This is a genomic window from Micromonospora sp. NPDC048898 (assembly GCF_043198035.1).
Lineage (GTDB): Bacteria > Actinomycetota > Actinomycetes > Mycobacteriales > Micromonosporaceae > Micromonospora.
In genome coordinates this window covers 569953-594783 of the sequence record NZ_JBICUF010000002.1, presented here as the reverse complement: position 1 = coordinate 594783, position 24831 = coordinate 569953, and the positions used below count along the sequence as shown (strand labels likewise).

Here is a 24831-nt window from a genome sequence, read left to right as displayed (position 1 = left end):
CCTGCGTCGAGCAGGGGCCCCTCTTCGTCAGTAGACGCGGGAGCCGATGAAGTCGTCGTGCCCGTAGCCGACCGGGTTGGCGGCGGTACGGGCCTCGAACGACCACTGCTGCCGGGTGCTGCTTCCGCAGGTGGCCAACCGCAGGCGGGAGCTGCCCAGCAACGGGTTGTCGAACGCCACGCAGAGGTTGCTCGCCGCCGCCGGCCGTAGCTGGTTGCCCACGAACACGAACTGCTGTGCGCCGGTGCCGTTGCAGTCGTAGATGTTGACCGGGGTGCCGGCGGTCAACGAGCTGTTGGCGACGTCCAGGCAGCGGTCGTGGGACAGCTCCGAGTGCAGCGACCGCCGGGTCGAGTCGTACCAGAAGCCCTGGTTACGCCCACCGTGACAGGCGTGCGGCTGCTGGACTGTGCCGTTGCGGGAGTCGTAGCCCCGGCCGTCGACGCAGGTGCCGGTGGCCAGGTTGCGCAGTTGCCTGAACTCCAGCAGGCCCGGGTAGAGTACGCCGCCGCCGGTGCTGGCCGGGTCGACGCAACTGGCCCGCTCCTGACCGGAGTTCCAGAACTGGGTGATGCACTGGGCGAACATGCCGTGCCCCCGGGCGTTCGGGTGGAACGACTGGCGGGCGGCGTTCTCGTTCCAGATCCCCACCTCGATGAACAGGCCGCGGACCGAGGTGTTGTCGGTGCACACCTCGTGCCCGTGGAAGAGCCGGCTGGCGTCCAGGTAGCGGGTGCCGGTCGCGGTGGCGGCGGCGCGCAGCGCCGACTCGAACAGCGGCACCGCCTTGTTGCGGGCGAACGCCGCGTCGGCCAGGTAGAGCAGACAACCACCGGAGTACCAGCCGGGGAAGTTCGGGTTGTCCTCCACGTCCGGGCTACCCGGGCTCGGGTACGACATGAGCACCAGTTCGTAGTCCGAGCGCAGGTAGCCGGCGTTGGTCATGGTCTGCCGGATGTCGGTGAGCGCGTCGGTCACGGCCTGCCGACTGCCGTCGGTGCGGATCGTCCACTGGTCGGTGTAGGTGGGATAGCAGGCTCCCTGGAAGAACACCCGACGGATGGCGCAGTCGGTGGCGACCGGGCCGAACTGGATGGTGCCGTCACCGTTCGCGCCGACGACCACCCAGATCAGCTTCACGTGCGTGTTGCGCGCCTTGATGCCCAGGTAGTCGCCCTGGTTCAGCTCGTTGTGCTGGGTCGGGCCGCCGGCGATCAGGTTCCACGGGGTGGCACCGGAACAGGCGATGTTGTACTGCGTGTCCGACGGGATGCCGGTCCGGAAGACCGCCTGGTCGTACGAGCGGTCGCACCAGTTGCCGTCCTGGTGGGTGCCGGGGACGTAGTTGCCGACGCCTTCGCCGGAGATCTCGCTGTCGCCCATGGTGACCAACGCGGTGCGGCGTTGCTCGATCGGGCGGATCGCCGGGCTGCCGTAGAGGGCGGTGGCCTCGGCGGCGCGGACGGCTTCGAGGTTGGCGGGGAGTGGTTGGACGGCCGGTCGGTCGGCGGCGGTGGCCGGGGCGGCAGGTCCGGCGAGCATCGGTAGCACGAGAGCGGCGACGGAGACGACCACGGTGCTGGCCCGTCGTCGGGTCGCGCGTTCGGGCCTGGCGGGGATTGCAGGCATCGACGCACTCCTTTCGGCTCAGTCGCGGGACGTCGACTGAGTTACCAGACGGTAACGTGCAGATCAACCGATGTGAATGCGTCTCGGATCCTTGCGCGCGGGCTGCCGAACCGCCCGGATCGGACGATCCGGGCGTTGGCCGCGTGACGGTGCGGGGCCGGTGCGAGTGTCCGGCCGGATCAGCGGCCGGGTGGCAGCGCGTAGCCCACGTAGTCGCGGAACTCCAACCGCCAGCCGGCCGGAACGAGCTTGGCGCAGGCCGCCTTGGCGCCGGTGCAGACGATCGCGTCCACCGAGGTGGGATCGGCCGGCGGCCGTTCCGGCAGGACCGACTGCAACGACACCAGCTCCGGCGAACGGCCGTCCGGCTGGCGCAGCAGCAGCCACCACGGGTACTCCCAGTTGTCGTTCTGCTCCACCAGCCCGATCCGCCGCGCGCCGCTGTCCCGGACCGCCCCGGCGGCCCAGCGGAACTCGTCGGCCCACTGCGGGCGGCGCAGGAACCGGGTGTCCCAGTCCGAGGTGGTGAAGACCGAGCCGGAGCCGACGAGTCGGCGCGGGAAGCCGTACGACAGTGCGAGCATCCCGGCCAGCGCCGAGGTGACCAACACGACGACCACCGCCAGGGTGGCCACCGACCGTCGCCGCCCACCCGGGCCGGCCGTGTTCGTCGCGTTCCGGGCGGCGCTGGCGCGGCGCCGCAGGAGCGCGTCCAGCCACAGCCCGGCGAGCGGCACGGCCAACACCAGGGCGTAGAGCAGTAGCCGGTTGCCCCACGGCTGCCATTTGAGCATCGAGGTGTGCAGCAGGACTGTCGCCAGCACCACCACCGCGTACGCGCGCAGCGGCCCGACCTGCCCGCTGTCGATCCGGCGCGGCCGGGCCAGCGCGACCACCGCGCCGACCAACGCCAGCGCTCCGGCGATCGGGAACGCCACCCGGTCCTCGTCCGGGTACCAGGCGGGTTCCGGGAAGATCTCCCGGCCGAACGTGATGGCCCGGTCCTGGGGGTCGACCCCGATCGCGTCCGCGCCGCCGATGATCGCCTTCCCGCCGAGGTCACGCAGCGGCGCCAGCGGCGTGTCGAACGCGGTGTGCCCGATCCGCAGCGCGTTGACCAGGATCGACGGGGGATCGTGCCGTTCCATCGGGATCGACTCCCGCAACCGGGGCGGGCCCAGCGGATGCCCGAACTCGGCAGTGACCCGGGCCAGGAACGGGCCGACCACCACGGCCGCGACCAGCAGGATCAGCACCGAACCACAGATGACGCGCGCCGCGCCAGCGGCCGGGCGGGACGCCGGGGCCGGGCGGGCAGTCGACGCCCCGGCAGCCGGTGCCCGGCTGGCCAGGGCCAGTCGGAGCTGCGCCAACCCCCAGAGTACGAGCAGCGGGCCCACCGCGATCAGGCCACTCGTCTTCGTCACCGCGGTCAGCCCGGTGGCCGCCCCCAGCCCGAGCAGGGTGCCCCAGCCGGTCCGCCGACGCAGCCCGTCCAGCACCAGGGTCGCCGCGCAGGCCACCCAGGCCGCGCAGACCAGGTCGGTCTGCGTGCTTGTCGCCTGGAGCACCACCATCGGCGTGGTGGCCAGCACGAACGCGGTCAACAACTGAGCCCGCCGACCGCCGCCGAGTTGCGCGGTGATCCGTGCGGCCACCAGCAGGCAGAGCACTCCGGCGGCCCACTGCACCAGGTTGTGCAACCGGTCCCCGCCGGTCAGCAGGCGCAGGTGCAGCAGCAGGTACTCGGCTCCGGGTGGGATGGTCACCTGCCGGTGGATGGCGGTGGGCCAGAAGTCCAGGTCGCCCTGGGCCACCCAGCGCTCCACCTTCGGCAGGTGGTACGTCTGCGAGTCGAAGTTGTTCGGCTCGGCCAGCAGCGCGACGAGCAACTCCACCAGGACCAGCCCGCCGACCGTGCCGGCGAGCAGGCGCTCGCCCCGCCCCGCCGTACGCCAGATGTCGAGCGCCCTGGCGAGCGGGCCGCTGCGGGCCCCACCGGCCGGCCGGTGGTCGCGCCCGGCTGGGTCAGCGTCGGTGCTCGGCGCGGGCAGCTCCGGGCCGACGCCGGCGGCCACCGCCGCGCCGACCGGTACCGGTCGGGGTGCCGCGGCGGGCTGCCGCACGGCAGTGGCGTCCCGGCGCCAGCGCACCCGCGCCGCAGCCGCGCAGGCGAGCAGGAAGAACAGCCAGGCGGCGACGAACGCCGGCCGGGTCAGCGCGTGCGACGCGCCGAGCACCTCGACGACGAGCACCGCGTACGCCCCGCTGAGCAGGGCGGCGCGCACCACGGCGAGCCGCAGCGGTGCCACCCCGGCGGCCCCGCGCGGCCTCGTCACGACGGTGAGCAGGAGCACCGCGGCGGCAGGCACCACCGCGAGCAGGGAGCCGGCAGCCGACATGGCGGGAAGTAAACACCATCGGTCTGGGACTGCCACGTCGACTGCCCGGCGATGGCGGCCACCGTCGCGCTGACCAGCCGGGCTAGGCTATGCCCGACGTGTCGTCGCCACCGTGGAGATTCCCGTGAAGCTCTCGATCCTGATGCCGGTCTTCAACGAGGAAGAACGCATCGCGGATGCCCTCAAGCAGGCATTGGCGGTGGACTACCCGTGTGAGATCGAAATGGTCGTCGTCGACGACGGGAGCCGGGACGGCACCGGCGAGATCCTCGGTCGCGCCGACGACGCACGCCTGCGGGTCATCACCCACCAGCGCAACGCCGGTAAGGGTGCCGCCATCAAGACTGCCGTCGACAGCGCCGAGGGCGACTACATGGTCATCCTCGACGCCGACCTGGAGTACGACCCGCAGGACATCCCCAAGCTGCTCGACCCGGTGCTCGACGGGCGCGCCACAGTCGTCTACGGCAACCGCACCTTCGGCAGCCACAGCGCCTACAGCTTCTGGTACGTGATGGGCAACAAGGGCGTCACGATGGCGGCCAACGTGCTGTTCAACTCGTACATCGGTGACCTGGAGACCTGCTTCAAGCTGATGCCGGTGGCGCTCTACCGGTCGCTGGAGGTGCGCTCGCGCGGCTTCGGCATGGAGGCCGAGGTGACCGGCAAGCTGCTGCGCCGCCGGATTCGGCCGTACGAGGTGCCGATCAGCTACCGGGCCCGTGGCCGGGAAGAGGGCAAGAAGATCACCTGGAAGGACGGCGTCGAGGCGATCTGGATCCTCGGCCGCGAGCGCGCACGCCGCCGTCCCGCCACCTCAGCCCCGCGCTGACCCCAGGAACGCGCTTATCGACCGGCGCAGACCTGCGGCGTCCAGGCCGTGCCACCGGGTGTGGTCGGCCGGGCTTCCGTAGCGCCGCAGGTCGGTCCGACCCACCCCGAGCGCGAGCAGCCGATGCGGCACGTCCGCCATCGCCCGGCTGACGAGGGCACTCGACGTGCCCGCCAGGTACGGCTCGACGAGCACCACGTCGGTCCCGGCGAGCGCCCGTAGCCCCAGGGTGTCGAGCGGCCGGGGCGTGTGGGTGTACGCGACTGTCACGTCCATCGCCTCGGTCGCCGCCAACGTGGCGTCGAGCATCGGCCCGACGGCCACCACCAGCGGCGCGTTCGTCCCGCCCCGCCGGAGCACCCGCAGCCGGTCCGCATCCGGGTACGCCTCGGCGTTGCGCTGCTCACTGAGCCGCAGGTAGAGGGGGTCGTCACCGGTCGCCGCGTACCGGAGCAGCGGCGCGACCTCGTCCGGGTGGCCGGGCACCCGCACCGTCCAGCCGTCGCCGAGCGAGTCGAAGAGCGCCACATCGGCGGGCGACTGGTGGGTCCGGCCCTCCGCCGACCCGTCGTACGACGCGCCGATGCTGACCAGGACCGCGCCCACGCCCTGGTGGTCCAGATCCAGCTTGATCTGCTCGTACGCCCGATCCACCAGGAACGTCGCGTACGAGTGCACGATCGGGCGGAGCCCGGTCAGGGCGAGCCCGCCGGCCACACCGATCATCAGTTGTTCCCGGATGCCGACGTTGAGCACCCGGTCCGGGTGCCGGTGACCGGCCGGCGCGAACTGGCTGGCCGAGATGTCGGCCAGCACGAGCGCGGTACGCGGGTCCTCGTCGAGAAGGGCGGTGGTGGTGTCGATGAAGGCGTTCCGCATGACTGTCATCCCCTGCTCTCGACCCGGGCGACCACCAGGTGCGGCTGTCGTGGCCGGTGCCCGGTCAGCGCCGTGTACAGGGCGGTGTGGTCCCGTCCGTCGACGGTGTCGGCGGTCCAGCCGTTGACGGTGAACCGGCTGGCGATCCCGCCGGCCCAGCCGTGCGTGGCGGACGAGTTGTCCACCACGATCGCGGTGAGGCTGTCCAGGCCGGTCGCCCCCGCGTACGCGATCGCCTCGTGGTTGGCGCCCTCGTCGAGTTCGGCGTCGCCGAGCAGCACGTACACCCGGGGGGTGCGCAGCCCCTGGGCTCGCAGGCCGAGGGCGGTGCCGACGGCCAGCCCGAGCCCGTGACCGAGTGAGCCGGAGCCGATCTCGACGCCGGGCACCAGCACCCGGTCCGGGTGGTGGCCGAGCCGGCTGTCCGGCCCGGCCAGGTCGTCGAGCCAGGCGTCGGGGATGAAACCGTGCGCGGCGAGCACCGCGTAGTAGGCCGCCGGCCCGTGCCCCTTGGAGAGCAGGAACCGGTCCCGCTCCGGGTTGTCGGCGGTGTCGGGGGTGACCCGCAGCACCCGGTCGTAGAGCACCTGGAGCACGTCGATGGTGGAGTGCGCGCTGGGTGCGTGCTTCTCGTCGCCGGTCAGTCGTCGGATCAGCCCGGGAAGCCGGGCGCCGGTGTCGGTGGTCAGTGTGGTGGTCATGCCACTACTGTGTGACTTGAAGTGGACTTCAACTCAAGGACCTGGTGATGCAGGATCTACTGACGATCGGCGAGTTGTCCGCCCGCTCCGGCGTGGCGCCGTCGGCGCTGCGCTACTACGAGCGACTCGGGCTGATCCGCGCCGACCGCACCGGCGGCAACCAGCGCAGGTACGCCCGCGCCGAGTTGCGCCGGGTCGCCTTCATCCGGATCTCCCAGCAGGTCGGCGTCTCGCTCGACGAGATCCGGGCGGCGTTGGAGTCGCTCCCCGAGGCCCGCACGCCCAGCCCACAGGACTGGGCGCGGCTCTCCGCGAGCTGGCGCGGCCGGCTGGACGAGAAGATCCGGCTGCTCACCAACCTCCGCGACGACCTGGACGGCTGCATCGGCTGCGGCTGCCTGTCCCTGCAACGCTGCGCACTCAACAACCCGGGTGACGCGCTGGCCGGCGAGGGGCCGGGCGCCCGCCTGATGCTGCCCCGCCCGACGGACGACACACTCGTCTGACTGCTGGTGCGCCGCTCGGCCGGCTGCTCGCCGCGTCACCCGCGCGTGAGCAGCACCTTGCCGAAGTGGTCGTTCGACTCGACGAGCCGGTGGGCCGTCGCCGCCTCGCTCATCGGCACCCGCCGGTCCACGATCGGTCGGACCGTGCCGGCCTCGATCAACGGCCACACCTCGTCCCGTACGCCCTGGACGATCTCCGCCTTCTCGGCGAGCGGTCGGGAGCGCAGCGACGTCGCCGCGACGCTGGCCCGCTTGGTCAGCAGTGCGCCGAGATCCAACTCGGCCTTGCGCCCACCCTGCAACCCGATCACCACCAGCCGGCCGCCGGTGGCCAGCGCGGAGACGTTCCGGCCCAGGTAGGACGCGCCCATGATGTCCAGGACGACATCCGCGCCCCGACCGTCGGTGACCCGCCGGACCTCCTCGACGAAGTCCTGCTCCCGGTAGTCGATCGTGTGCGCCGCGCCCAACTCCCGCAGCCGGGCGTGCTTGGCCTCCCGCGCGGTGGTCAGCACGGTCGCGCCGAGAGCCGCCCCGAACTGGACCGCGAAGGTGCCGATCCCGCTGCCCCCGCCGTGCACCAGCAGCGTGTCGCCCGCGCCGAGCCGACCCACCTGGATCAGGTTCGACCAGACCGTGCAGGCCACCTCCGGCAGCGCCCCGGCGTCCACCGGGTCGCAGGCCGGCACCGGCAACAACTGCCCGGCGGGGACCGCGACCCGCTCGGCGTACCCCCCGCCGGCCAGCAGCGCGCACACCTGCTGCCCGACCGCCCACCCGGCGACCTCCGACCCCACCTCGGTGACAACCCCGGAGCATTCCAACCCGGGGTACGCGGACGCACCCGGCGGCGGCGAGTAGCGCCCCTGCCGTTGCAGCAGGTCAGCACGGTTGACCCCGCTGGCCCGCACATCCACGATCACCTCGTCGGGGCCCGGCTCCGGGTCGGGCACCTCGGCCCAGACCAGCGCGTCGGGTCCACCGGGCTGCGGAATGGTGATGGCTCGCATGGGCCCAGTCTTCCCGATCTCGCCGGGGGCCGCAGGCGCACCCTGCAGCCCACAGTGGACGGCCGAGATGGCCTGGTCGCCGCGTTGGGGGAGGGACGCCGGGCCGACCGGCGGGAGTCGTGGCAGACTGTGCGTGGCCGTACGCCCGCGGGTGGCGGCCCAGGAGGGTTCGCCTAGTGGCCGATGGCGCTGGTCTTGAAAACCGGTAAGGCAGCGATGTCTTCGTGGGTTCGAATCCCACACCCTCCGCCCACCCGAACGCCGCGCTTGATCAACTCGACTTTCCGGAAGTCGGGGCGTCCGGGCCGTGCGGATGCCGCGCTTTCCTGAAAGTCGAGTGGATCTGGTGCGTCTGAGCGGTGCTGGTCAGTCGGTGCCGGCGGCACCGCGCCTGGTCCACGCCTCGTAGCTGAGGAGGGCGACGAGGAACGCGGTGAGCAGGCCGAGCGCGGCCAGACCGGGCAGGTAGCGGCCGACCGGCAGTAACAACAGGGCCAGACCGGGAGCGACAAACTGCTCCGGCCGCACGCGCTGGCCGGTGAGACTCAGGAACACCGTTCTGCCCGCGAGGTACAGGGCGGCCCCGCCGAACAGCGCGATGGCCGAGATCCAGTTCAGGCTGGCGTGGGACTTCTCGTGCGCCAGGGCGGCGAGCACCTCCTCGACTCCCAACGCCACGTAGATGGTCCCGGCGAGCAGCGGGAGGTGGGCGACACTGTAGGCGTTGCCGGCCACCAGGCCGCGCCGCAGGCCGGACGCCCTCGTCAGTGCTTGCCCGGCGTTCGTCGCGCTCGCGGAGTAGAGCCAGTACAGGCAGATCGTTATGGCGAGGGTGAGCAGCGCCGCCACCAGGGTCGGTGTGTGGATCATCTGCGTTCCGATGCCGGCGCCGACCGAGATCAGGGACTCACCGAGCGCAATGATCACCACGAGGCCGTGCCGCTCCACGAAGTGGCCGGGGCTGCGTACCGGCCACCCGTTCACCAGCAGGGCGAGCACCCCACCGCTCATGTCGATGACGAGTGCCGCCGCCCAGAGCAGGATCTGCGCGGTGCCGCCGAGGACAGCCCCGAGGACCAGCGGGATCCAGGACAGTGCGGTGGTGAGGGCGTAGAGGTGAACGGTCCGGAGCAACCGGGGGTCGTCCGCCGCCACCCAGTGGAAGAGGGCGGAGTCGATCACCCGCACCACGACGTACGCCAGCACCAGGATCAGACGCGGTTTCGCCGTGTGCGGACCGGTCTGCCAGGCTTCGGGGATGACAAGCGCGATGAGGAAGACGGCTGCCATCGCCACGGTGACGCCGGCGCGGACCAGCCCGACGTCCATCCGGACGTAGTTGCCCAACCAGGCGTAGACGAGCCAGGAGTTCCACAGCAGCACGAGGACGAGGAGTCCCTGCGTCAGGGTCACCGGCGAGGGCCGTTCGCTCATGAACGTGGTGACCCGGATGAGCCCGAAGACCAGCACCAGGTCGAAGAAGATCTCGAACAGCGTCGGTCGGTGTGCCTCCGCCGTGACTACTGGCCGCGAGCGGGAGATCCACCCCATCAGGTCATCTTGACTGTTCGCCTCGAAGCAGTCCGGCGCCTCGCGTCCCGGTCACTCTGGCGGGTTCGCGGCCCGCCGCTCCTCGCGGATCGTCTCCTCGGCCAGGCGCTCCACCGCTCGTCGGCGTTCCTGGGCGAGTGCCTGCTCGTCCGGCTTGCGGAGCGCGGTGACGACGGCGACCAGGACGTCACACCAGATGCTTGCCAAGAACTCACCCGTGGAGCGCCGCGGTGATGATCACAAACTTCGTAGGTTGCTGCTGTTCGAGCGCGACCCCCCGGGCCTCAGCTGGAGCTGCTCGTACTGCGACCTGGAAGAATTCGGACAGGGACTTCATGCGTGGCCGGCACTACCGCAATTCTCTCTCCACCCCGGCGACGGATACGTTAGGGGGAAGGCTTCGCGCGGCCCGCCATTGAGAAAAGGTAGTCCTTTGAGTGGAACGCTGAACTTCGGCGTGCTGGGCCCGGTCGCGGCCTGGCGTGACGGAGACGAGCTGGATCTGGGCTCTCCGCAGCAACGTGCGACGCTCGCGACACTGCTGTTGCGGGAGGGCGCCCAGGCATCGGTGGGCGAGATCGCGACCGCTGTCTGGGGAGAAACCCCGCCTCGGGCCGCAGCGGGGATCGTTCGAACGTACGTCTCTCAACTCCGGCAGGCTCTCGGCGGTGGCAGCGCTCCCGCGATCGAGTCCGTGGCGGGTGGCTATGCCCTGCCGGTCGGACCGGAGACTCTCGACCTGGCCCTGTTCCGTCAGCTGGTGGCGCGTGCGGAACAGGCCCGACGCGCCGCCAACCCGGCCCTGGCCGCCGTACACCTGCGCGACGCGCTCGCCCTGTTCCGGGGCACGCCATTGGCTGGCGTCCGGGGCCACTACGCGGAGGCACAGCGGGGCCGGTTGGACTTCCTCCGGGCAGCCACGGTGGAGGACCGGCTCGCGGTCGAGCTTGAGCTGGGTCGGCACGCGGAAGCGGTGGCCGAGCTCTGGGCACTGGTCGCCGAGTACCCCCTCCGGGAACGGCTGCGTGAGCTGCAGATGCTCGCGCTTCACCGGGCTGGGCGGCCGGCCGAGGCGTTCGCCGTCTACCAGGATGCCAGGCGTGTGCTGGCTGCTGAGCTCGCCGTGGAGCCGGGTCCGGCTCTGCGGGAGCTGCATGCTCGGCTGCTGCAATCCGATCCGACACTGCTTGGCCCGACCTCATCCGCCGGCCCGGCCGGGAACGGCCCGTTGCCGCTGGGCGTCGGGCCGCGGCGCCCGGCCGCCGACCGTCCGGTGCCGGCGCAGCTACCGGCCGATCTCGCCAACTTCGTCGGCCGATCGGAGACCGTACGGGAGTTGACCGGTCTGCTGACCCGGGCCGACGAGGTGCCGGTAGTGGGCATCGTCGGCCTTGGTGGGGTGGGCAAGACGGCGCTGGCGGTACATCTGGCCCATGCCGTACGGGATCGGTTCCCCGATGGTCAGGTCTATGCCGACCTGGGCGGGATGACCGAGCAACCGGCAGACCAGGGCATGGTCCTCGCGGGCTTCCTGCGGGCGTTCGGCATCACCGACCAGGCCCTTCCCGCCGACCTCGGGGAACGGGCGGCACTGTGGCGCACGCTCCTGGCCGAACGCCGCGTCCTGATCGTGCTCGACGACGCGCGCGACGGTGCGCAACTTCAGCACCTGTTGCCCGCCACTGCCGGTAGCGCCGTGATCATGACCAGTTGGCGGCGGCTGCTGGACCTTCCCGGCGTGCACTGGCGGAAGCTGAGTGTGCTCCGGCGGGACGAGTCGTTGGCGGTGTTGGAGAAGTACGCCGGCACCGAACGGGTGCGTGCGGAGCCGGACGTGGTTCAGCGGTTGGCGGTGGCGTTCGACGATCATCCGATGGGCCTGTGGCTCGCCGGTACCCGGCTGGCTGCCAGACCGGACTGGAGCATGGCGGCCATCGAGGGCCGAATGATCGACGAGTTCAGCGATCCGGTCATCTCGCAGGAGGACTGCCTGCAACTGGTGGCCCGCTTCGAGCGGATCTATCGCCGGCTGGCGGCTCCGCACGCCGCTGTGTACCGGCTGCTGGCGGCACCGGACTGGTCGGAGTTCTCGCTCGCGACCGCCGCGGTCGCCTTGGGTCTGCCGGAGCGGGAGACCGATCGGCTCCTACTCCCGCTGGCGGACGCGCACCTGCTGGAGGCGCTGCCGGCTGATCGGTACCGGTTCCTCAGCCTGATCAAGCTGTTCGGCTGGCGCCGTGGGTTGGTCGAGGACGATCCGGCGCTGGCGAAGGCGGCGATCCGCAGGCTGGCCCGGTACTACCTCGCCGTGGCCCGCAATGCGCTTCGGGCAATCGAGCCGTCCCCGGACGCCGTCCCGCAGTCCCCCTTCTTTCCCGCGCTGGCGGAGGGGCCGTGGTTCGCCGACGCCGCATCAGCCGGCGCCTGGCTCCGGGTTGAACATGCCCAGGTCGAGGCCGTCGCCGCCCAGGCTGCCCGCTATCCGGACCTCGACTCGGAGCTGGCGGGATTCTGGCCGGTCAGGCGTCGCCTCGAGACGATGAAGGCCGGCCTTGGCGGGCGCGATCAACTGCTGATGGGCCTGGCCAGCTAGCCGCGCGGCGCTGTCCGTACGCCCGGCCCCGGCCAGCCCGGACCCGGCGTGAACCGTTTCTGAACGGGAACTGGAGCACCGGGTGTTTCGGTGGAACCCGGCACGACGCGTCGCCACTGAGAAGTCCTGAGCGTCGCCGTCGTGTCCCGGAGGTACCGGAACCAGGCAGTTGAGAGCCAGGAGAGCTGATGGCGAACATCATCATCGCGGCCGTGCCGATCTACGGGCACGTCGCACCCATGCGGGCCATTGCGGTGGACCTGATTCGGCGGGGGCACAGGGTCACCTTCATCACCGGATCGCTGTTCCGCGACGCGGTCGACGAACCCGGCATGGATTTCATCCCGTTGACCGGTCTGGCCGACTACGACATCACCAAGATCGATGAGCTCTGGCCCACTCGGGCCTCGATCCCGCCCGGCCCGCAGCGTTTCGACTTTGATCTCCAGGTGTTCGTCGACGGTATGCCCTACCAGCACGAGGCCCTCCAGGACGCCTTGGCCAAGGCAGGCGACGAGCCGACCGTGGTTCTCTACGACACGATGTTCTTCGGCGCCGCACCGATCCTGCTCGGTGCCCCCGGTATCCGTCCCGCCGGAGTGGTCGGCGTAGGCGTGGTGCCGCTCATGATCACCAGCGTCGACACCGCCCCATTCGGCATGGGGGCACCGCCGGACAGCTCCGAGGAGGGGCGGGCACGTAACAGCGAGACAAACGCGATGGTGGCGGCGCAGGTTTTCAAGGACTCGCAGTCCCACCTGGTCGACACTCTGCGCGGGCTGGGAGCCACCGAGCAGCCGCCGTTCATCCTGGACAGCCCCGTCTCGTTGCCCGACCGCTTCCTCCAGTTGGCCGTCCCGAGCCTGGAGTACCCCCGCAGCGACGCACCGGCCGGCCTGCGTTACATCGGCGGACTGACCGACACCGGATCCAGGTCGAGCAGGCCACTACCGACCTGGTGGGACGACGTGCTGGCTGCGGACAAGGTGGTCGTGGTCTCGCAGGGCACGGTGGGTAACGTGGACTTCACCCAACTCGTCGAGCCGACCCTGCGGGCACTCGCCGACCTGGACGTCCTGGTCATTGCGACGCTCGGCCGCGAGGCCACCCTGACCGACGTGCCGGCCAACGCGCGGGTCGCCGAGTTCATCCCGTTCGACCAGCTGTTGCCCCACGTTGACGTCCTGGTCAGCAACGGCGGCTACGGCGGGGTGCAGCAGGCGCTCAGCTACGGCGTGCCGATGGTTCTCGCGGGGCTGAGCGAGGACAAGGCCGAGGTGACCGCCCGTACGGCATGGACGGGTGCCGCGATCAACCTGGCCACCGAGCGTCCGGAAGAGGGACGGATCCGCGAGGCCGTCGAGAAGATCCTCAGCACGCCGAGCTTCCGGCAGCACACCCGCCGGTTGCAGGACGAGTACGCCGCTTACGACCCCTTCACTGCGATCGACGCGACGATCGCCGAGTTGGTCGGCGACAGCCGCTCGTAACCGGGTCCAGGCAGTCCCGCTTGATCGTGCCCGCGTCGGTCAAGCGGGACTGCTGGCATCCTGCGCCGTGTGGTCGAGGCGGTTCCAGCCCGACCGGGCGTGCTTAGGGTCGTTGGAGAGGCTGCGGCGGGGTATGAAGGGGCTGATAGCTCCGCACACCGGAAGGACTCGTCCCGATGACCCTGGAACGACCGATCGCCCCGGACCCGTACGAGCTGCTGCCGACGCTGCCCTCCTTCACGCTGGCGAGTGACGATGTGCAGAACGGCGAGCCGATGGACGCCCGGCACGCGCATGGCAGCGCCGGGGGTGACAACGTCTCGCCGCAGCTGGCCTGGTCGGATTTCCCCGCCGAGACGAAGAGCTTCGCGGTCACCTGCTACGACCCCGACGCGCCGACCGGCAGCGGTTTCTGGCACTGGGTGCTCGTGAACGTGCCGGTCGAGGTCACACAGTTGCCCAGCGGCGCCGGTGGCGCGGCCGGCACCGACCTCGGCGGGGCGTTCGCGGTCCGCAACGACTACGGCGACCAGGGGTACGGCGGGGCAGCCCCACCCCCCGGCGACCGCCCGCACCGGTACGTCTTCGCGGTGCACGCGCTCGATGTCGACCGCCTGGACCTGACCCCAGAGGCGAGCCCCGCCTACGTGGGCTTCAACCTCACGTTCCACACCCTGGCCCGAGCGGTGATCCGCCCGACGTACCAGATCAAGGAATGATCCGTACCCCGCGATCTTGCACTTTCTGCCCCGACATTCTCGGGCACAAGGGACATTAGGGCGACAGAAGGTGCAAGATCGCGGGGGCGGGGTTAGGACGGGACTCGGGCTACGGCGAAGACGGACTGGCCGAACGGGGGGCGTACCAGCTGCTCGGCGGCCTTGGTGGCGGGGAGGACGACTGTGTCGTACACCTTGACCATCGGGCCCTCCTTCGGCATCAGCCGGAAGACCTTGGTGGCCATGAAGTAGCCGATCAGGCCCAGCGCGTTGGCGTAGTGGATCTTCTCGACGGTCAGGCCGGCCTCGGTCATCGCCGCCTGGAGGGTCTTCTTCGTGTAGCGGCGGACGTGCCCGGTGGCGACGTCGGCCGGGCTCATCGCGAACTGGAACGCCGGCACGATGATGATCACGGCACCGCCGGGTCGGACCAGGTCGCGCATGCTGCTCAGCGCACCCACGTGGTCCTCGATGTGCTCCAGGACGTTGTACGAGACCGCGGCACTGTAGTTGCCCCGGTCGCTCTGGGGCAGCAGCATCTGCCGGACGTCGATGTTGGGTCGGTCGGCGAGGCGCTCCTTGAGCTGCACCAGCCGGTCCGGGTCGGCCTCGGTGGCGGTGAACCGGGGCAGCAGCTCAGACCACTCCAGTGCGTAGTCACCGAGGCCGCTGCCGATCTCGATCGGGTCGTCGCCGAGGTACGGCACGGCCAGCTCGATGAACCAGCGCCGGTGGTTGACAGCCGTCGCGAGGCCTTCCAACACCTCGGACTGAACGCGCTGATCCCCAGTGATTTCTGCCATGCGTCGATTCCTCACGATATGAACTCGACCCGTGCCTGGACCGACAGAGTGAATCATCCGCTGGGACGGCAGAAGAATCGGGGCATCGGGGGTGGCCGAATTATGGTCGGGGGTGGGCTCGTGATCGGCGGTCGGCGAACCCGGCACATAGTACGGCAGTACCCGGAAACATGTCACGGCAGCGCCGGGCCCTGACTACCCTGTGAATTGTCATGACTACTCCTGAGTCGGCCTCGCCCAGCGACAGCGACGGGCCGGCCGCCGCGTCGTCGGCGCGGGGGAGCACTGGTCGTGCCCGGCCTTCCCGTGGGGGCAGGCGGACGGACCTGTTCGCCGTGCTGAGCTTCGTGCTTCTCGGCCTGTGGGTGACCGCTCGGCTCTGGTTGGAACCGGGCAGCGGCATGCGGGACAACCGGTCCGACCAGTCGCAGTTCGAATGGATGATGGCGCACGGTGCGCGGGTCGTGTCGCACTTTGCGTATCCGTTCCATTCCAATCAGATGAACGTCCCGGACGGCGTGAATCTGATGGCCAATACGTCCGTATTGTCCATTTCTCTGCCACTGACGCCGGTCACCCTGTTCCTGGGGCCACGTGTGGCATTCCTGGTCTTTCTCACCCTCGGCATGATTGCCACCGCCACCGCCTGGTATTTCCTGCTCTCCCGGGTGCTGATCGGCAGCCGGGGGCCGGCGTGGCTGGGCGCCGGCTTCTGCGCGTTCGCGCCGGCCATGGTGTCGCACGCCAACGGGCACCCGAACATCGTGTCGCAGTTCGTGGTCCCGCTGATCATCTGGCGCACCCTGCGACTCGGCGACCCGGGCCGCTGGCTGCGCAACGGGATCCTGCTCGCGCTCGTGATCGTCTGGCAGGCATTCCTCAACCTGGAGATCCTGCTGATGACCGCGATCGGGCTCGGCGTGGTCGTCGGCGTGCTCGCCATCGGGCGGGCGGATCTGCGGTCCCGCGCCCGGTCCTTCCTTGCCGGTCTGGCCGTCGCCGCCGGGGTCGCCGCGCTGCTGCTGGCGTACCCCCTCTACGTGCAGTTCTTCGGACCGGACGCGTATGCCGGGCTGTCCCGGCTGATCCGCGGCTACTCCAGCGACCTGGCGTCGTTCGTCGCGTACTCCCGGGAGGCACTCGCCGGCAGCCCGCGCACCGCCGCCGGCCTGGCCAAGAATCCGACCGAGGAGAACAGCTTCTTCGGCTGGGCGCTGGTGGTGCTGGTGGTCGGCCTGGTCTGTTGGCTGCGGCGCTCGGTCGTGGTGCTCGCGCTCGCCGCGCTCGGGCTGCTCTTCGCGGTGCTGTCGCTGGGTCGGGAGGTCCGCTTCGACAACCGGGGCACGGGCGTGCCGGGCCCCTGGGCGGCACTGGAGAACCTGCCGATCCTGCACTCGGTGGTGCCGACGCGGTGGGCGTTGGCGATCACCCCGATCATCGGGCTGCTCCTCGCCTACGGCGCCGAACGCGCCCGCGAACTGGCCGACTCGCACCCGGCCGCCCGGGGACAGGTCCGCTTCGTCACCGCCACCGTGCTCACGATGGCCCTGTTGCCGATCGTCCCCACTCCGCTGCCAGTGACCCGTCTCGACCCGGTCCCCACCTTTGTGACGAGTGGTGCCTGGCGTCCGTACGTGACAGGTGGGCGCAGTGTGGTGACCCTGCCGCTGCCGGACACCACCTACGCGGAGCCGCTGCGGTGGTCCGCGGAAACCCGGCTGGACATGCCGCTGGCCCGGGGCTACTTCCTCGGCCCGGACACCCGCCCGAACGCCGAGGCCCCGCGCGTCGCGTTGTTCGGTGCCCCGCCCCGCCCCACCAGCAGCTTCTTCGGCACCATCCGGCGTACCGGGGCGGTGCCGCCGATCACCCCGCAGGGGCGGGTCCGCGCGGTCGACGACCTGCGCTTCTGGCGGGCGGGTGTGGTCATCCTCGGGCCGCACGAGCACGAGACCGCGCTGCGTCGGGGGATGACCGAGCTGACCGGGATCCAGCCGAGCTTCACCGGCGGTGTGTGGGTGTGGGACGTCCGGTCGTTCACCGACTGAGCCGTGCGGTCCTAGCGGACGCAGCAGCCCTGGCAGACCTTCGGACGGGGCAGGGTGAAGGCGAGGCAGCAGGTGCGCCGCTGCACTGTCGGCTCACCGGTCGGCCCCGGCACCAGCTCGATCAGATCGGCCAGGTCGAGCGCGCCGAGCAGGGTGTCGATGCTCTGCACCGTCGAGCCGGGCAGACCGTCGGCGGCCCGCAGGATGCCGTGCGCGATGCCGGAGGCGACCGACCCGAGCAGCGTCCGGGTGCCCACCCGGACCTCCGACTGGATCGCCGTGATCAGCGGTGCGAGGTGGGCGTCGAGCAGGGAGGCACGCAGTGCGCCCAGCAACTCCGCCTCGTCGGCGACGACCCGCACCTCCGGCGGGCCGGCGAGCGCCAACGGGTCGTTCGGCAGCACCGCGACTGTGGTGCCACGCCGTAGGCCCATGGTGAGCAACTGCCGGTGGTCCTCGAAGTGGATCAGCACGTCGGCCGGATCGAGCAGCGGCACCCGCCGGGCGGAGGCCCAGCCGAGCACGACCGGCAGCGCGGTCCAGTAGCTGTACGACTTCCAGGCCAGCGCGGCGCAGGCGTGCGGGGTGCCACCCCAGCGGACGGCGGCGCCGCGCAGCAGCTCGGGCAGCCGACTGCCGTCGAGCAGGGTGGTGGCGGGCGCCCAGCCGAACTCGTCGTCGACGACCAGGCCCCGGGCCAGCCCGGGAACGTCGTCGGTGCCGAACATGGCCCGCAGCGCCGCGGTGACGGGGGCGAGTGGTGTGGCGACGGCGTCCCGCCTCGGCATCACCGCTGTCACCTGAGTCATCCCCCGTCTGCGTGACCGAGGAGTGCGCCCCGGCGGACGATCCAGTGCCGTCCTGAGCTAAGGCTAGCCTAACCATGCTTGCCGGTATACCCGAGTGCCGGTAATTCGAGTGACACGTGCTGCCGGATTCCGGCAGACGGGGAGGCCCCGGACCGCGTACCGCGATCCGGGGCCTCGTAAACGCGGCTCAGTCGTTCAAGCCGCAGTCCTTCGCCGGGGTGGGCTGGCAGGACAGCTTCCGGTAGTCGGCCGGAGGAGTCACCGTGACCTCCGCCAGGTTCGCCTCGGTGCGGGGCAGCCACTCGTAGTCGCTGGTGGTGGTGCCGGTCAACACCTTGTTGATCACCCGCACCGGCCGATAGGAATCCGTGTCGACCCAGATCTGCATGGACTCCTCGGCGGCCTTCGCCGCGTCCATGGCGCTGTCCGGGCCGCCCAGCCACTGCAGGTGCAGGGTCTGCCTGCCGTCCAGCTGCTCCTTCCCGACGAGCGTCACCTTCCCGCTGTCGACCGCGCGCTTCAGGTCTGCGGGGTTGAGCGACGGCGGCAGGTGCTGGACCTGGTTGGTGTCGAGGGGCTTGAGCGAGCTGATCTGGTAGGTCCACCACTTCTTCTTGTCGTGGTTCAGCTCGACGGCGGTGGAGCCGTCCAGCGCCAACGTGTACGAGCGGACGTCGCCGAACAGGATCTTGTTGTCCTGCCGTTCCCGCTTGGTGGTGGGGTCGGCCCAGAGTTCGATCGAGCTCGCCGGCTTGCCGTCGCGGCCCTGGTGCTGGGTGGTCTCGTGCTGGACGTACCCCGGAAGTTCGCTCAGGGCGGTGGCCGTCTTCTCGGTGACGTAGCCGACGGTGAGCATCTCCGGCGCCTCCGCCGTGACGCCGCCGCCTCCGGCGCCTCCGGGAGCGAGCGCCAGCGAGGCGCCCAGAGCCACGGCGGCGAGCACCGGCGTGGCGACGGCGAGGCCCAACGCCCGGGTACGGCGCCTGTTCCTCCGGTGCAGGGTCTCGGTGAGATCTGCTGGTGCGGTCATCGTGTACATCTCCTCGTGGAGCCGGTCGCTCAGCAACCGGCCGAGCTGTTCGTCGTCGAGAGCGGTCATCGCAAGGTCCTTGCCTCTTCGGTCTCGTGAAGGTCGCCGAGTAGTTCGCGCAGCCGCGCCAGCGCGCGGGAGGTGTACGACTTGACCGTCCCGATCGAGCAGCCGATCAGCTCCGCCGTCTGCTCGATGGAGAGGTCTTCGAAGTAGCGGAGCACGACCACCTGTCGCTGCCGCACGGGAAGTCGTGCGAGCGCGGCGGCGACCGTCTGCCGCTCCCCGATGCCGTCAAATCCCGCATCGGTGGAACGAAACGCGTCGGGGTTGTCCGGCAGCGCGGTCTCGCGTGGCCGCCGTAGAAGATCCCTGATCCGGTCCCGGGACAGGTTGACCATGACCTGCCGGACGTACGGCTCAGGCGCCCCGCGGGCCTTCGACCAGCGACGCATCGTGCGCAGCAGAGCCGTCTGCAGCAGATCCTCGGCGTGACCCCGGTCCCCGGTGAGGAGGTACGCGAGCCGCAGGAGCGCTGCCGACCTCTGCTCGACGAAGCTGTCGAAACTCGGATCAACTCTCACGGGGATAAGGACTCCGAACACCCGGCGGGGGTTGCCGCCGCCGACGTCCGTCACAACCGACGTTCGCCCGGTGAGCTGTCAAGTGATGTGTCGAAAACATGCCAGATATGTGTGCACTTGGGCACGGAACGTGAAACTGATACTCCCGGCCGCGAGGAAGCCGATGACGACCTCACCCCTCGAACGGGCTGCCGAGTCCTTCGCGGCCGAACTTGCCCGCCAACGGACCGGGCGCGGACTGTCCAAGAAACAACTGGCAGTCCTCATGGGTTTCGACCCGTCCTACGTGAGCCACGTCGAAGGGCGCCGGCACCGCCCGACCGAGGACTTCGCCCGGCGTGCCGAGGCCGTCCTCGAAGCCAACGGCGCCATCTGGCAGCGCTTCCGGGAGTACAACGACCTCCGGCACGCCCGCAGCGGTCAGCCGCACCGCGAGTCACACCTGCCCGGGCAGTGGCTGCCACCCGGCACCGGCCTCGTCGTGGAACGGGAGCTCGCCACCCTCACCCACACCGACGCCGGCTACCGGTCCGTCATCCACCGTGAGCTGTACAACGCCGGGACCGAGCCGGTGACCCGTTACCTGGTCCGGGTCGCCGTCGACCGCTACCCGAACGATCCCGGCCGCTCCAACCGACACCACCGGGAGCACCAGCTCACGTTCGCCGAGCTGCAACTACAGGCCCGTCGAGACGACGGCAGCGGCGACCCGGAGCCGATGCACTGGCGAGCCAAGCACGACCGGGACGCGTTCAAGGAGATCTGGCTGCTCTTCGAGAACGGGGAACGGCGCTTCCCGCTCTATCCGGGCGACCGGGCCACCATCGAGTACGAGTACAGCGTCGGGCACGAGAAGTGGGGGCCCTGGTTCCAGCGGGCCGTCCGGCTACCCACCCGACACATCGCCGTCCGCCTGGACCTGCCCACGGCGCTCGACCCGCAGGTCTGGGGTGAGGAGACCTCACTCTCCGCGGAGGAGGGCCCGCTACGGACGGCACCACAGCGGCACGACGAGGGTGACCGGGCGATCTACGAATGGCAGACCGACGACCCGCCGCTGAACGCCCGCTACCGGATGCAGTGGCGCTTCCGTGCCCGCCCCGACACCGAACCAGACCCCGGCCCCGGTGGTGTCCGGGTGCGGCCCAGCGACCGGATGCGCGGCCTCGGCATCGTGCAACGCGGCGCCGACCTGCTCCGCCAACACGCCCGCCCGTTCGACCTGCCAGCGGAGGAGCAGGTCGCGCGGGACGTCGTCGACCGGCTCACCACGACCCTGGCCCGGCTCGACGAACTGCACCCGTTCAACAAGGGGGTCGGCGTCGCCGCCCCACAGTTCGGCATCGGCCGGGCCGCGGCGGTGGTGCGGCCCCCGGACCGGTCGGCCGAGCCGGTCGTGCTGCTCAACCCCAGGGTGGTCGACGCCGCCACGGACACCGACGAACAGTACGAGGGCTGCCTGTCCTTCTTCGATCACCGAGGTCTGGTGCCCCGGCCGCTGCGCCTGGACGTGGAGCATGCCCAGTGGGACGGCAGCCGGATCATCACGTCGTTCGAGTTCGGCATGGCTCGGCTTGTCGCACACGAGATCGACCACCTGGAGGGCCGGCTCTACGTCGACCGGATGGCACCCGGCGTGCCGCTGGTGCCGGTCGAGGAATACCGCGAGACCGGGCACCCCTGGCGCTACTGACCAAGAAGGGACCGGGGCGCGTGCCCCAGGGGGCGGGGGCACGCGCCCCGGTGTGGGGGGAGGAACGTCTAGAGGTCACCGAAGGTGTCGTAGCGGATGTGCGGCGGCGGCACCTCGTCCGCGGCGAGCACCCGCAGGGTGGACCGAACCATCCGGGCCGAGCCGGAGACGTAGCAGTCGTGCGTGGTCCACGGGCCGTACCGGGCCACCACCTCCGGGATGTCGCCCAGCTCACCGTCGAAGTCCGGATCGTCGCTGCACGCCGCGGTGACCGACAACCACGGGTGCGCGGCGACCAGCTCCTGCAACCCGGCCAGGCCGTACAGGTCGGCCGCCTGCCGGGCACCGTAGAAGACGTGCACCCAGCGGGTGCGGTTGCAGGTGGCCAACTCCTCCACCAGCGCCTTGATCGGTGCCAGGCCGACCCCGCCGGCCACACAGAGGACGTCCCGTTCCGAGGAGCGGTCCAGGGTCATCGACCCCATCGGCGCCGCCAGGCGAAGCAGGTCACCCGGCCGCACCCGACGCACCAGCGCGCCGGACACCCAGCCAGCTCCCGGCGACCGCACGTGGAACTCCAGCACGTTGTCGTCGTTCGGGGCGTTCGCCACCGAGTAGTTCCGCCACTCCCGGGGATGGTGGCGTGGCACCTCCAGGCTGACGTACTGCCCGGCCTTCCAGCGCAGTGGATACTGCAACGCCCGGCAGGTCAGCACGGCGGTGTCCGGGCCGTACCGCTTGTGGGTCAGCACCTCGGCGTGCCAGAACGGCGGGCCGTCGTCGTCGGTCGCCCCGGCCACCATCAGCGCGGCGACCGCCCCGTACGCCTCCCGCCACGCCTGGTCGTACTCCAGGTTCCAGCCGTCGCCGGCGGTGCTGCGCAGCGCGTCCAGCAGCGCGACGCCCATCGTCGCGTAGTGCCGATCGTCGACGTGGTACTTCCGGTGGTCGCGGCCCAACGCCCGGAGAAACTCGTCGAAGCGCTCCGGGTCGTCGACCGAGTGGATCGCCGTGATGATCGCTTCCAGGAGCCGGTCGCCCTGACCGCTCATCTGCACTGGGAAGAGGTGCCGCAGGGCGGGGTCGAGCAGGAACACCCGGGCGTAGAAGTGGGCGCTCAGCCGAGCCCGATCGTCCTCGACCAAGGTCCAGCTCTCCTTCAGCAACCGTGCGAGGTTGTCCACGGGCGCTCCTCCTCCAGTCGGCAGCGGATCGGGCGCCCATAGAATCTCCACGGAGAGTGTCGACTGGTCGCACAGAATGTGCGATCCGCTCATGCTGGCCGGTCAGCCGTGTCACCGGCGCCGGTCGTCGGGCAGAGTGGTGCGGTGACAGTTGAGCTGACCCGCCCGGTGTCCCGCCGCCTGCTGGGCACCGAAACGCTGCTGGTCCTCGGCCTGTCCCTCGGCCAGTCGGCGGTCTACGCGCTGGTCTCGATCATCGCGAAGTTGACCGCCGAGGGTCCGCTCTCCAAACAGACCGCCTCGCTGAACACCTCAGCGTCGCCTCGACCCTGGCTGGACCTCACGTACCAACTGCTCGGCATCGTGTTCGCGCTGCTTCCGGTGCTGCTCGCCGTACACCTGCTCAGCCGGGACCCCGGCGACCCGGCACGGACCCTCGGCGTGGACGTGCGGCGGCCCGGCCAGGATCTGGCCCGTGGCGCCGGACTGGCCGCGCTGATCGGCCTACCGGGACTGGCGCTGTTCTTCGTCGCGGCCCAGCTCGGCCTCAACGCCACGCTGGTGCCGGCCGCGCTGCCACCGGTCTGGTGGGCGATCCCGGTGCTGATCCTCGCCGCCGTGCAGAACGCCGTGCTGGAGGAGGTGATCGTGGTCGGCTACCTGGTCACCCGGCTGCGCCAACTCCAGTGGCGGCTCGCCGCGATCATCGCGGCCAGCGCGCTGCTGCGCGGCTCGTACCACCTCTACCAGGGCTTCGGCGCGTTCGTCGGCAACGCGGTGATGGGCGTGGTCTTCAGCCTCTTCTACCTGCGTACCCGGCGGGTGCTGTCGCTGGTCATCGCGCACACGCTGCTCGACGTGGTCGCCTTCGTCGGCTACGCGTCGCTGCCCCGGGAGTGGTTCGACTGGCTCTGACCGGTCAGCGCGGCCGGTAGACCGCCACCGTCCGGGCCGCGAGCCGGTCAGCCGCCGCCGCGTCACCAAGCGCCGCCGCGAGCACCGCCGCACCCGGCAGCAGCCGGGCCACCAGCCGCAACGCCACCCAGCCACCGGCCTGCGCGGTGAGCGGCGCGGCCAACCGCCAGGCCGCCTCCGCCGCCCGCGGCCAGGCCCCCTCGACCGGATCGCCCGCCGTCTGCGCCGCAGCCAGGGCCTCCCGCGCGCTGGCCGCGTCCGGATGCACCTGGGTCAGCACCAGCAGCTCGACGGCCCGATCGGGATGCGCGGGATCCTTGCCGTACACCGCCGCCAGGTGCAACACCAGGTTCGCCTGCGTCCACGACACCGAGGCCAACTCGGCGAGCGGCGCGAAGAGCCCGGCCAACGCCGCGGTCGCCCCACCCGCGCCCGCCGCCCGCACGTACCGCCGGGTCACCATCCGGGCCAGCCCGTCCGCCGGAGCGTCCGGATACCTGTCGCGCAGGCGCGCGACCCAGTCGGCCGCGCCGGGCCCGAGGGACCGCACCGCCGCCAGAGCCAACAGCTCCGGCGCGAAGCCCGGGTGATCGAGCACGCGCGCGGCGACCGCCCGCAGCTCCGATTCCGGGGTACGCCCCGGCACCGTTTCACCGACCAGCGCCGGGGCCGTCGCGGGTTGTGGTGTTGGGGTGCTCTGGGGTGGGGTCGCCGTGAGTTGTGGTGTTGGGGCGGTTTCGGCGGGTGGTGGGCTCTGGGGTGGGGTCGCCGAGGCATGCGGTGCTGGGGTGGTTTCCGAGGGGAAGGCGCTCCCGGGTGGGGTCGCTGTGGTGTGCGGTGCTGGAGTGGTGTCCGAGGGTCGGGCGCTCCGGCGCGGGGTCGCGGCGCGCTTGGCCGCCGAGGCGGTGCGCCGGGCCGGGGTGGCGGCCTGCGTCGTCGGGTTGGTCGCCTTCTCGGTCGGGGCGGCCGCCTTGGTGGGCGCGGCTCGCTTGGTCGGAGTGGCTTTCCTGGTCGACGCGGCCCCCTTGACCGGGGCGGTCGTCGTGCTGGCCGGGGTCGTGGGTTGCTCGCCCGGGGTTGGCGCTTGCCCGGTCGGGCCGTCCGTCGTGCCGGCGACTGCGGGGCCGGCCGGGGCTGTGGCGGTCGACGTCGCGCTCTTCCGAGCGGTGGCCTTGCGAGGGGTGGCGCGGGTCGTCGGCGTGCGTGCCGGCGGTGCGGTGGAGGGTTGCCGGCTGCCTGCCGGTGGGCCGCCCTGGTCGGCTGCGCGGGTCGTTTCGGGAGAGCCGGCCTGGTCGACGGCCGGTGGGGTCGTCTCGGATGGGCCGGCCTGGTCGGCGGCGGGCGTGGCCTCGTCGGGTGGGCCGGCCTGGTCGGCGGCGGGCGTGGCCTCGTCGGGTGGGCCGGCCTGGTCGGCGGCGGGCGTGGCCTCGTCGGGTGGGCCGGCCTGGTCGGC

Annotated in this window: 21 protein-coding genes and 1 tRNA gene; 9 read left to right on the top strand and 13 right to left on the bottom strand. The window is 71.0% G+C overall.

The features are described from left to right. Positions 1-27: 27 nt before the first annotated feature. Together ACGFIQ_RS09455 and ACGFIQ_RS09450 are read right to left on the bottom strand one after the other, a co-directional pair. A complete protein-coding gene (locus ACGFIQ_RS09455; RefSeq protein WP_393241757.1) occupies positions 28-1629 on the bottom strand; it encodes a ricin-type beta-trefoil lectin domain protein in 1602 nt (533 codons plus the stop codon). Positions 1630-1808: 179 nt separating this feature from the next. Beyond that, complete coding sequence (locus ACGFIQ_RS09450; protein ID WP_393241754.1) at positions 1809-4031, bottom strand: glycosyltransferase family 39 protein; 2223 nt, start codon at positions 4029-4031, stop codon at positions 1809-1811. Positions 4032-4155: 124 nt separating this feature from the next. Between ACGFIQ_RS09450 and ACGFIQ_RS09445 the strand changes: the two genes are divergently transcribed. Further along, a complete protein-coding gene (locus ACGFIQ_RS09445) occupies positions 4156-4863 on the top strand; it encodes a glycosyltransferase family 2 protein (RefSeq protein ID WP_393241751.1) in 708 nt (235 codons plus the stop codon). On the opposite strand, the gene ACGFIQ_RS09440 is transcribed toward ACGFIQ_RS09445, so the two are convergent. Continuing rightward, positions 4849-5742 carry a transketolase family protein gene (locus ACGFIQ_RS09440; RefSeq protein ID WP_393241748.1) on the bottom strand — a complete coding sequence of 298 codons (894 nt, stop codon included), beginning with the start codon at positions 5740-5742 and terminating at the stop codon, positions 4849-4851. The genes ACGFIQ_RS09445 and ACGFIQ_RS09440 overlap by 15 nt on opposite strands. Before the next feature lie 5 nt (positions 5743-5747). Further along, the gene (locus ACGFIQ_RS09435; protein WP_393241746.1) at positions 5748-6443 is read right to left on the bottom strand and encodes a transketolase; all 696 of its coding nucleotides are present in this window, start codon (positions 6441-6443) and stop codon (positions 5748-5750) included. A gap of 47 nt (positions 6444-6490) precedes the next feature. Between ACGFIQ_RS09435 and soxR the strand changes: the two genes are divergently transcribed. Continuing rightward, positions 6491-6949 (top strand): redox-sensitive transcriptional activator SoxR, encoded by a 459-nt coding sequence (soxR, locus tag ACGFIQ_RS09430; protein ID WP_393241743.1) that lies wholly within the window; start codon positions 6491-6493, stop codon positions 6947-6949. 35 nt (positions 6950-6984) lie between these two features. Here soxR and ACGFIQ_RS09425 read toward each other — a convergent pair whose 3' ends face one another. Next, complete coding sequence (locus ACGFIQ_RS09425; protein WP_393241741.1) at positions 6985-7959, bottom strand: NAD(P)H-quinone oxidoreductase; 975 nt, start codon at positions 7957-7959, stop codon at positions 6985-6987. A gap of 162 nt (positions 7960-8121) precedes the next feature. On the opposite strand from ACGFIQ_RS09425, the gene ACGFIQ_RS09420 reads away from it, so the two are divergent. Then, a tRNA-Ser gene (locus ACGFIQ_RS09420) sits at positions 8122-8208 on the top strand. 117 nt (positions 8209-8325) lie between these two features. Here ACGFIQ_RS09420 and ACGFIQ_RS09415 read toward each other — a convergent pair. Further along, a complete protein-coding gene (locus tag ACGFIQ_RS09415; RefSeq protein ID WP_393241738.1) occupies positions 8326-9510 on the bottom strand; it encodes a low temperature requirement protein A in 1185 nt (394 codons plus the stop codon). A 51-nt stretch (positions 9511-9561) separates the two neighbouring features. After that, complete coding sequence (locus ACGFIQ_RS09410) at positions 9562-9717, bottom strand: hypothetical protein (protein WP_393241735.1); 156 nt, start codon at positions 9715-9717, stop codon at positions 9562-9564. Between the two features lie 226 nt (positions 9718-9943). Here ACGFIQ_RS09410 and ACGFIQ_RS09405 point away from each other — a divergent pair, with 226 nt between their 5' ends. The 3 genes from ACGFIQ_RS09405 to ACGFIQ_RS09395 all read left to right on the top strand — a co-directional run bounded on the left by ACGFIQ_RS09405 (position 9944) and on the right by ACGFIQ_RS09395 (position 14312). Then, on the top strand, positions 9944-12103 hold the full coding sequence (locus ACGFIQ_RS09405) for a BTAD domain-containing putative transcriptional regulator (RefSeq protein ID WP_393241732.1): 2160 nt from the start codon (positions 9944-9946) through the stop codon (positions 12101-12103). A gap of 188 nt (positions 12104-12291) precedes the next feature. After that, positions 12292-13593: a glycosyltransferase gene (locus ACGFIQ_RS09400; RefSeq protein ID WP_393241729.1), complete on the top strand. Its 1302-nt coding sequence runs from the start codon at positions 12292-12294 to the stop codon at positions 13591-13593. Positions 13594-13769: 176 nt separating this feature from the next. After that, positions 13770-14312 carry a YbhB/YbcL family Raf kinase inhibitor-like protein gene (locus ACGFIQ_RS09395; RefSeq protein ID WP_393241726.1) on the top strand — a complete coding sequence of 181 codons (543 nt, stop codon included), beginning with the start codon at positions 13770-13772 and terminating at the stop codon, positions 14310-14312. Positions 14313-14404: 92 nt separating this feature from the next. Here the strand turns inward: ACGFIQ_RS09395 and ACGFIQ_RS09390 are convergent, their stop codons facing one another. Next, entirely contained in the window at positions 14405-15115 is a 711-nt protein-coding gene (locus ACGFIQ_RS09390) for a class I SAM-dependent methyltransferase (RefSeq protein ID WP_393241723.1), read from the bottom strand. Between the two features lie 212 nt (positions 15116-15327). Between ACGFIQ_RS09390 and ACGFIQ_RS09385 the strand changes: the two genes are divergently transcribed. Next, complete coding sequence (locus ACGFIQ_RS09385) at positions 15328-17163, top strand: hypothetical protein (protein ID WP_393241720.1); 1836 nt, start codon at positions 15328-15330, stop codon at positions 17161-17163. Between the two features lie 11 nt (positions 17164-17174). Here the strand turns inward: ACGFIQ_RS09385 and ACGFIQ_RS09380 are convergent, their stop codons facing one another. The 3 genes from ACGFIQ_RS09380 to ACGFIQ_RS09370 all read right to left on the bottom strand — a co-directional run bounded on the left by ACGFIQ_RS09380 (position 17175) and on the right by ACGFIQ_RS09370 (position 19586). Further along, a complete protein-coding gene (locus ACGFIQ_RS09380; protein ID WP_393242180.1) occupies positions 17175-17951 on the bottom strand; it encodes a hypothetical protein in 777 nt (258 codons plus the stop codon). 208 nt (positions 17952-18159) lie between these two features. Continuing rightward, a complete protein-coding gene (locus ACGFIQ_RS09375) occupies positions 18160-19071 on the bottom strand; it encodes a hypothetical protein (protein ID WP_393241717.1) in 912 nt (303 codons plus the stop codon). Further along, a complete protein-coding gene (locus tag ACGFIQ_RS09370) occupies positions 19068-19586 on the bottom strand; it encodes a SigE family RNA polymerase sigma factor (protein ID WP_393241714.1) in 519 nt (172 codons plus the stop codon). Before ACGFIQ_RS09370 ends, ACGFIQ_RS09375 begins: the two co-directional genes overlap by 4 nt. A gap of 163 nt (positions 19587-19749) precedes the next feature. Between ACGFIQ_RS09370 and ACGFIQ_RS09365 the strand changes: the two genes are divergently transcribed. Continuing rightward, positions 19750-21279 (top strand): peptide deformylase, encoded by a 1530-nt coding sequence (locus ACGFIQ_RS09365; protein ID WP_393241711.1) that lies wholly within the window; start codon positions 19750-19752, stop codon positions 21277-21279. Positions 21280-21347: 68 nt separating this feature from the next. Here ACGFIQ_RS09365 and ACGFIQ_RS09360 read toward each other — a convergent pair whose 3' ends face one another. Then, positions 21348-22463: a globin domain-containing protein gene (locus ACGFIQ_RS09360; protein WP_393241708.1), complete on the bottom strand. Its 1116-nt coding sequence runs from the start codon at positions 22461-22463 to the stop codon at positions 21348-21350. Positions 22464-22607: 144 nt separating this feature from the next. Here ACGFIQ_RS09360 and ACGFIQ_RS09355 point away from each other — a divergent pair, with 144 nt between their 5' ends. Further along, complete coding sequence (locus tag ACGFIQ_RS09355; protein ID WP_393241705.1) at positions 22608-23378, top strand: CPBP family intramembrane glutamic endopeptidase; 771 nt, start codon at positions 22608-22610, stop codon at positions 23376-23378. A 4-nt stretch (positions 23379-23382) separates the two neighbouring features. Here the strand turns inward: ACGFIQ_RS09355 and ACGFIQ_RS09350 are convergent. After that, positions 23383-24831 (bottom strand): hypothetical protein (locus ACGFIQ_RS09350; RefSeq protein WP_393241702.1); only part of this gene is annotated, 1449 nt, incomplete at its 5' end.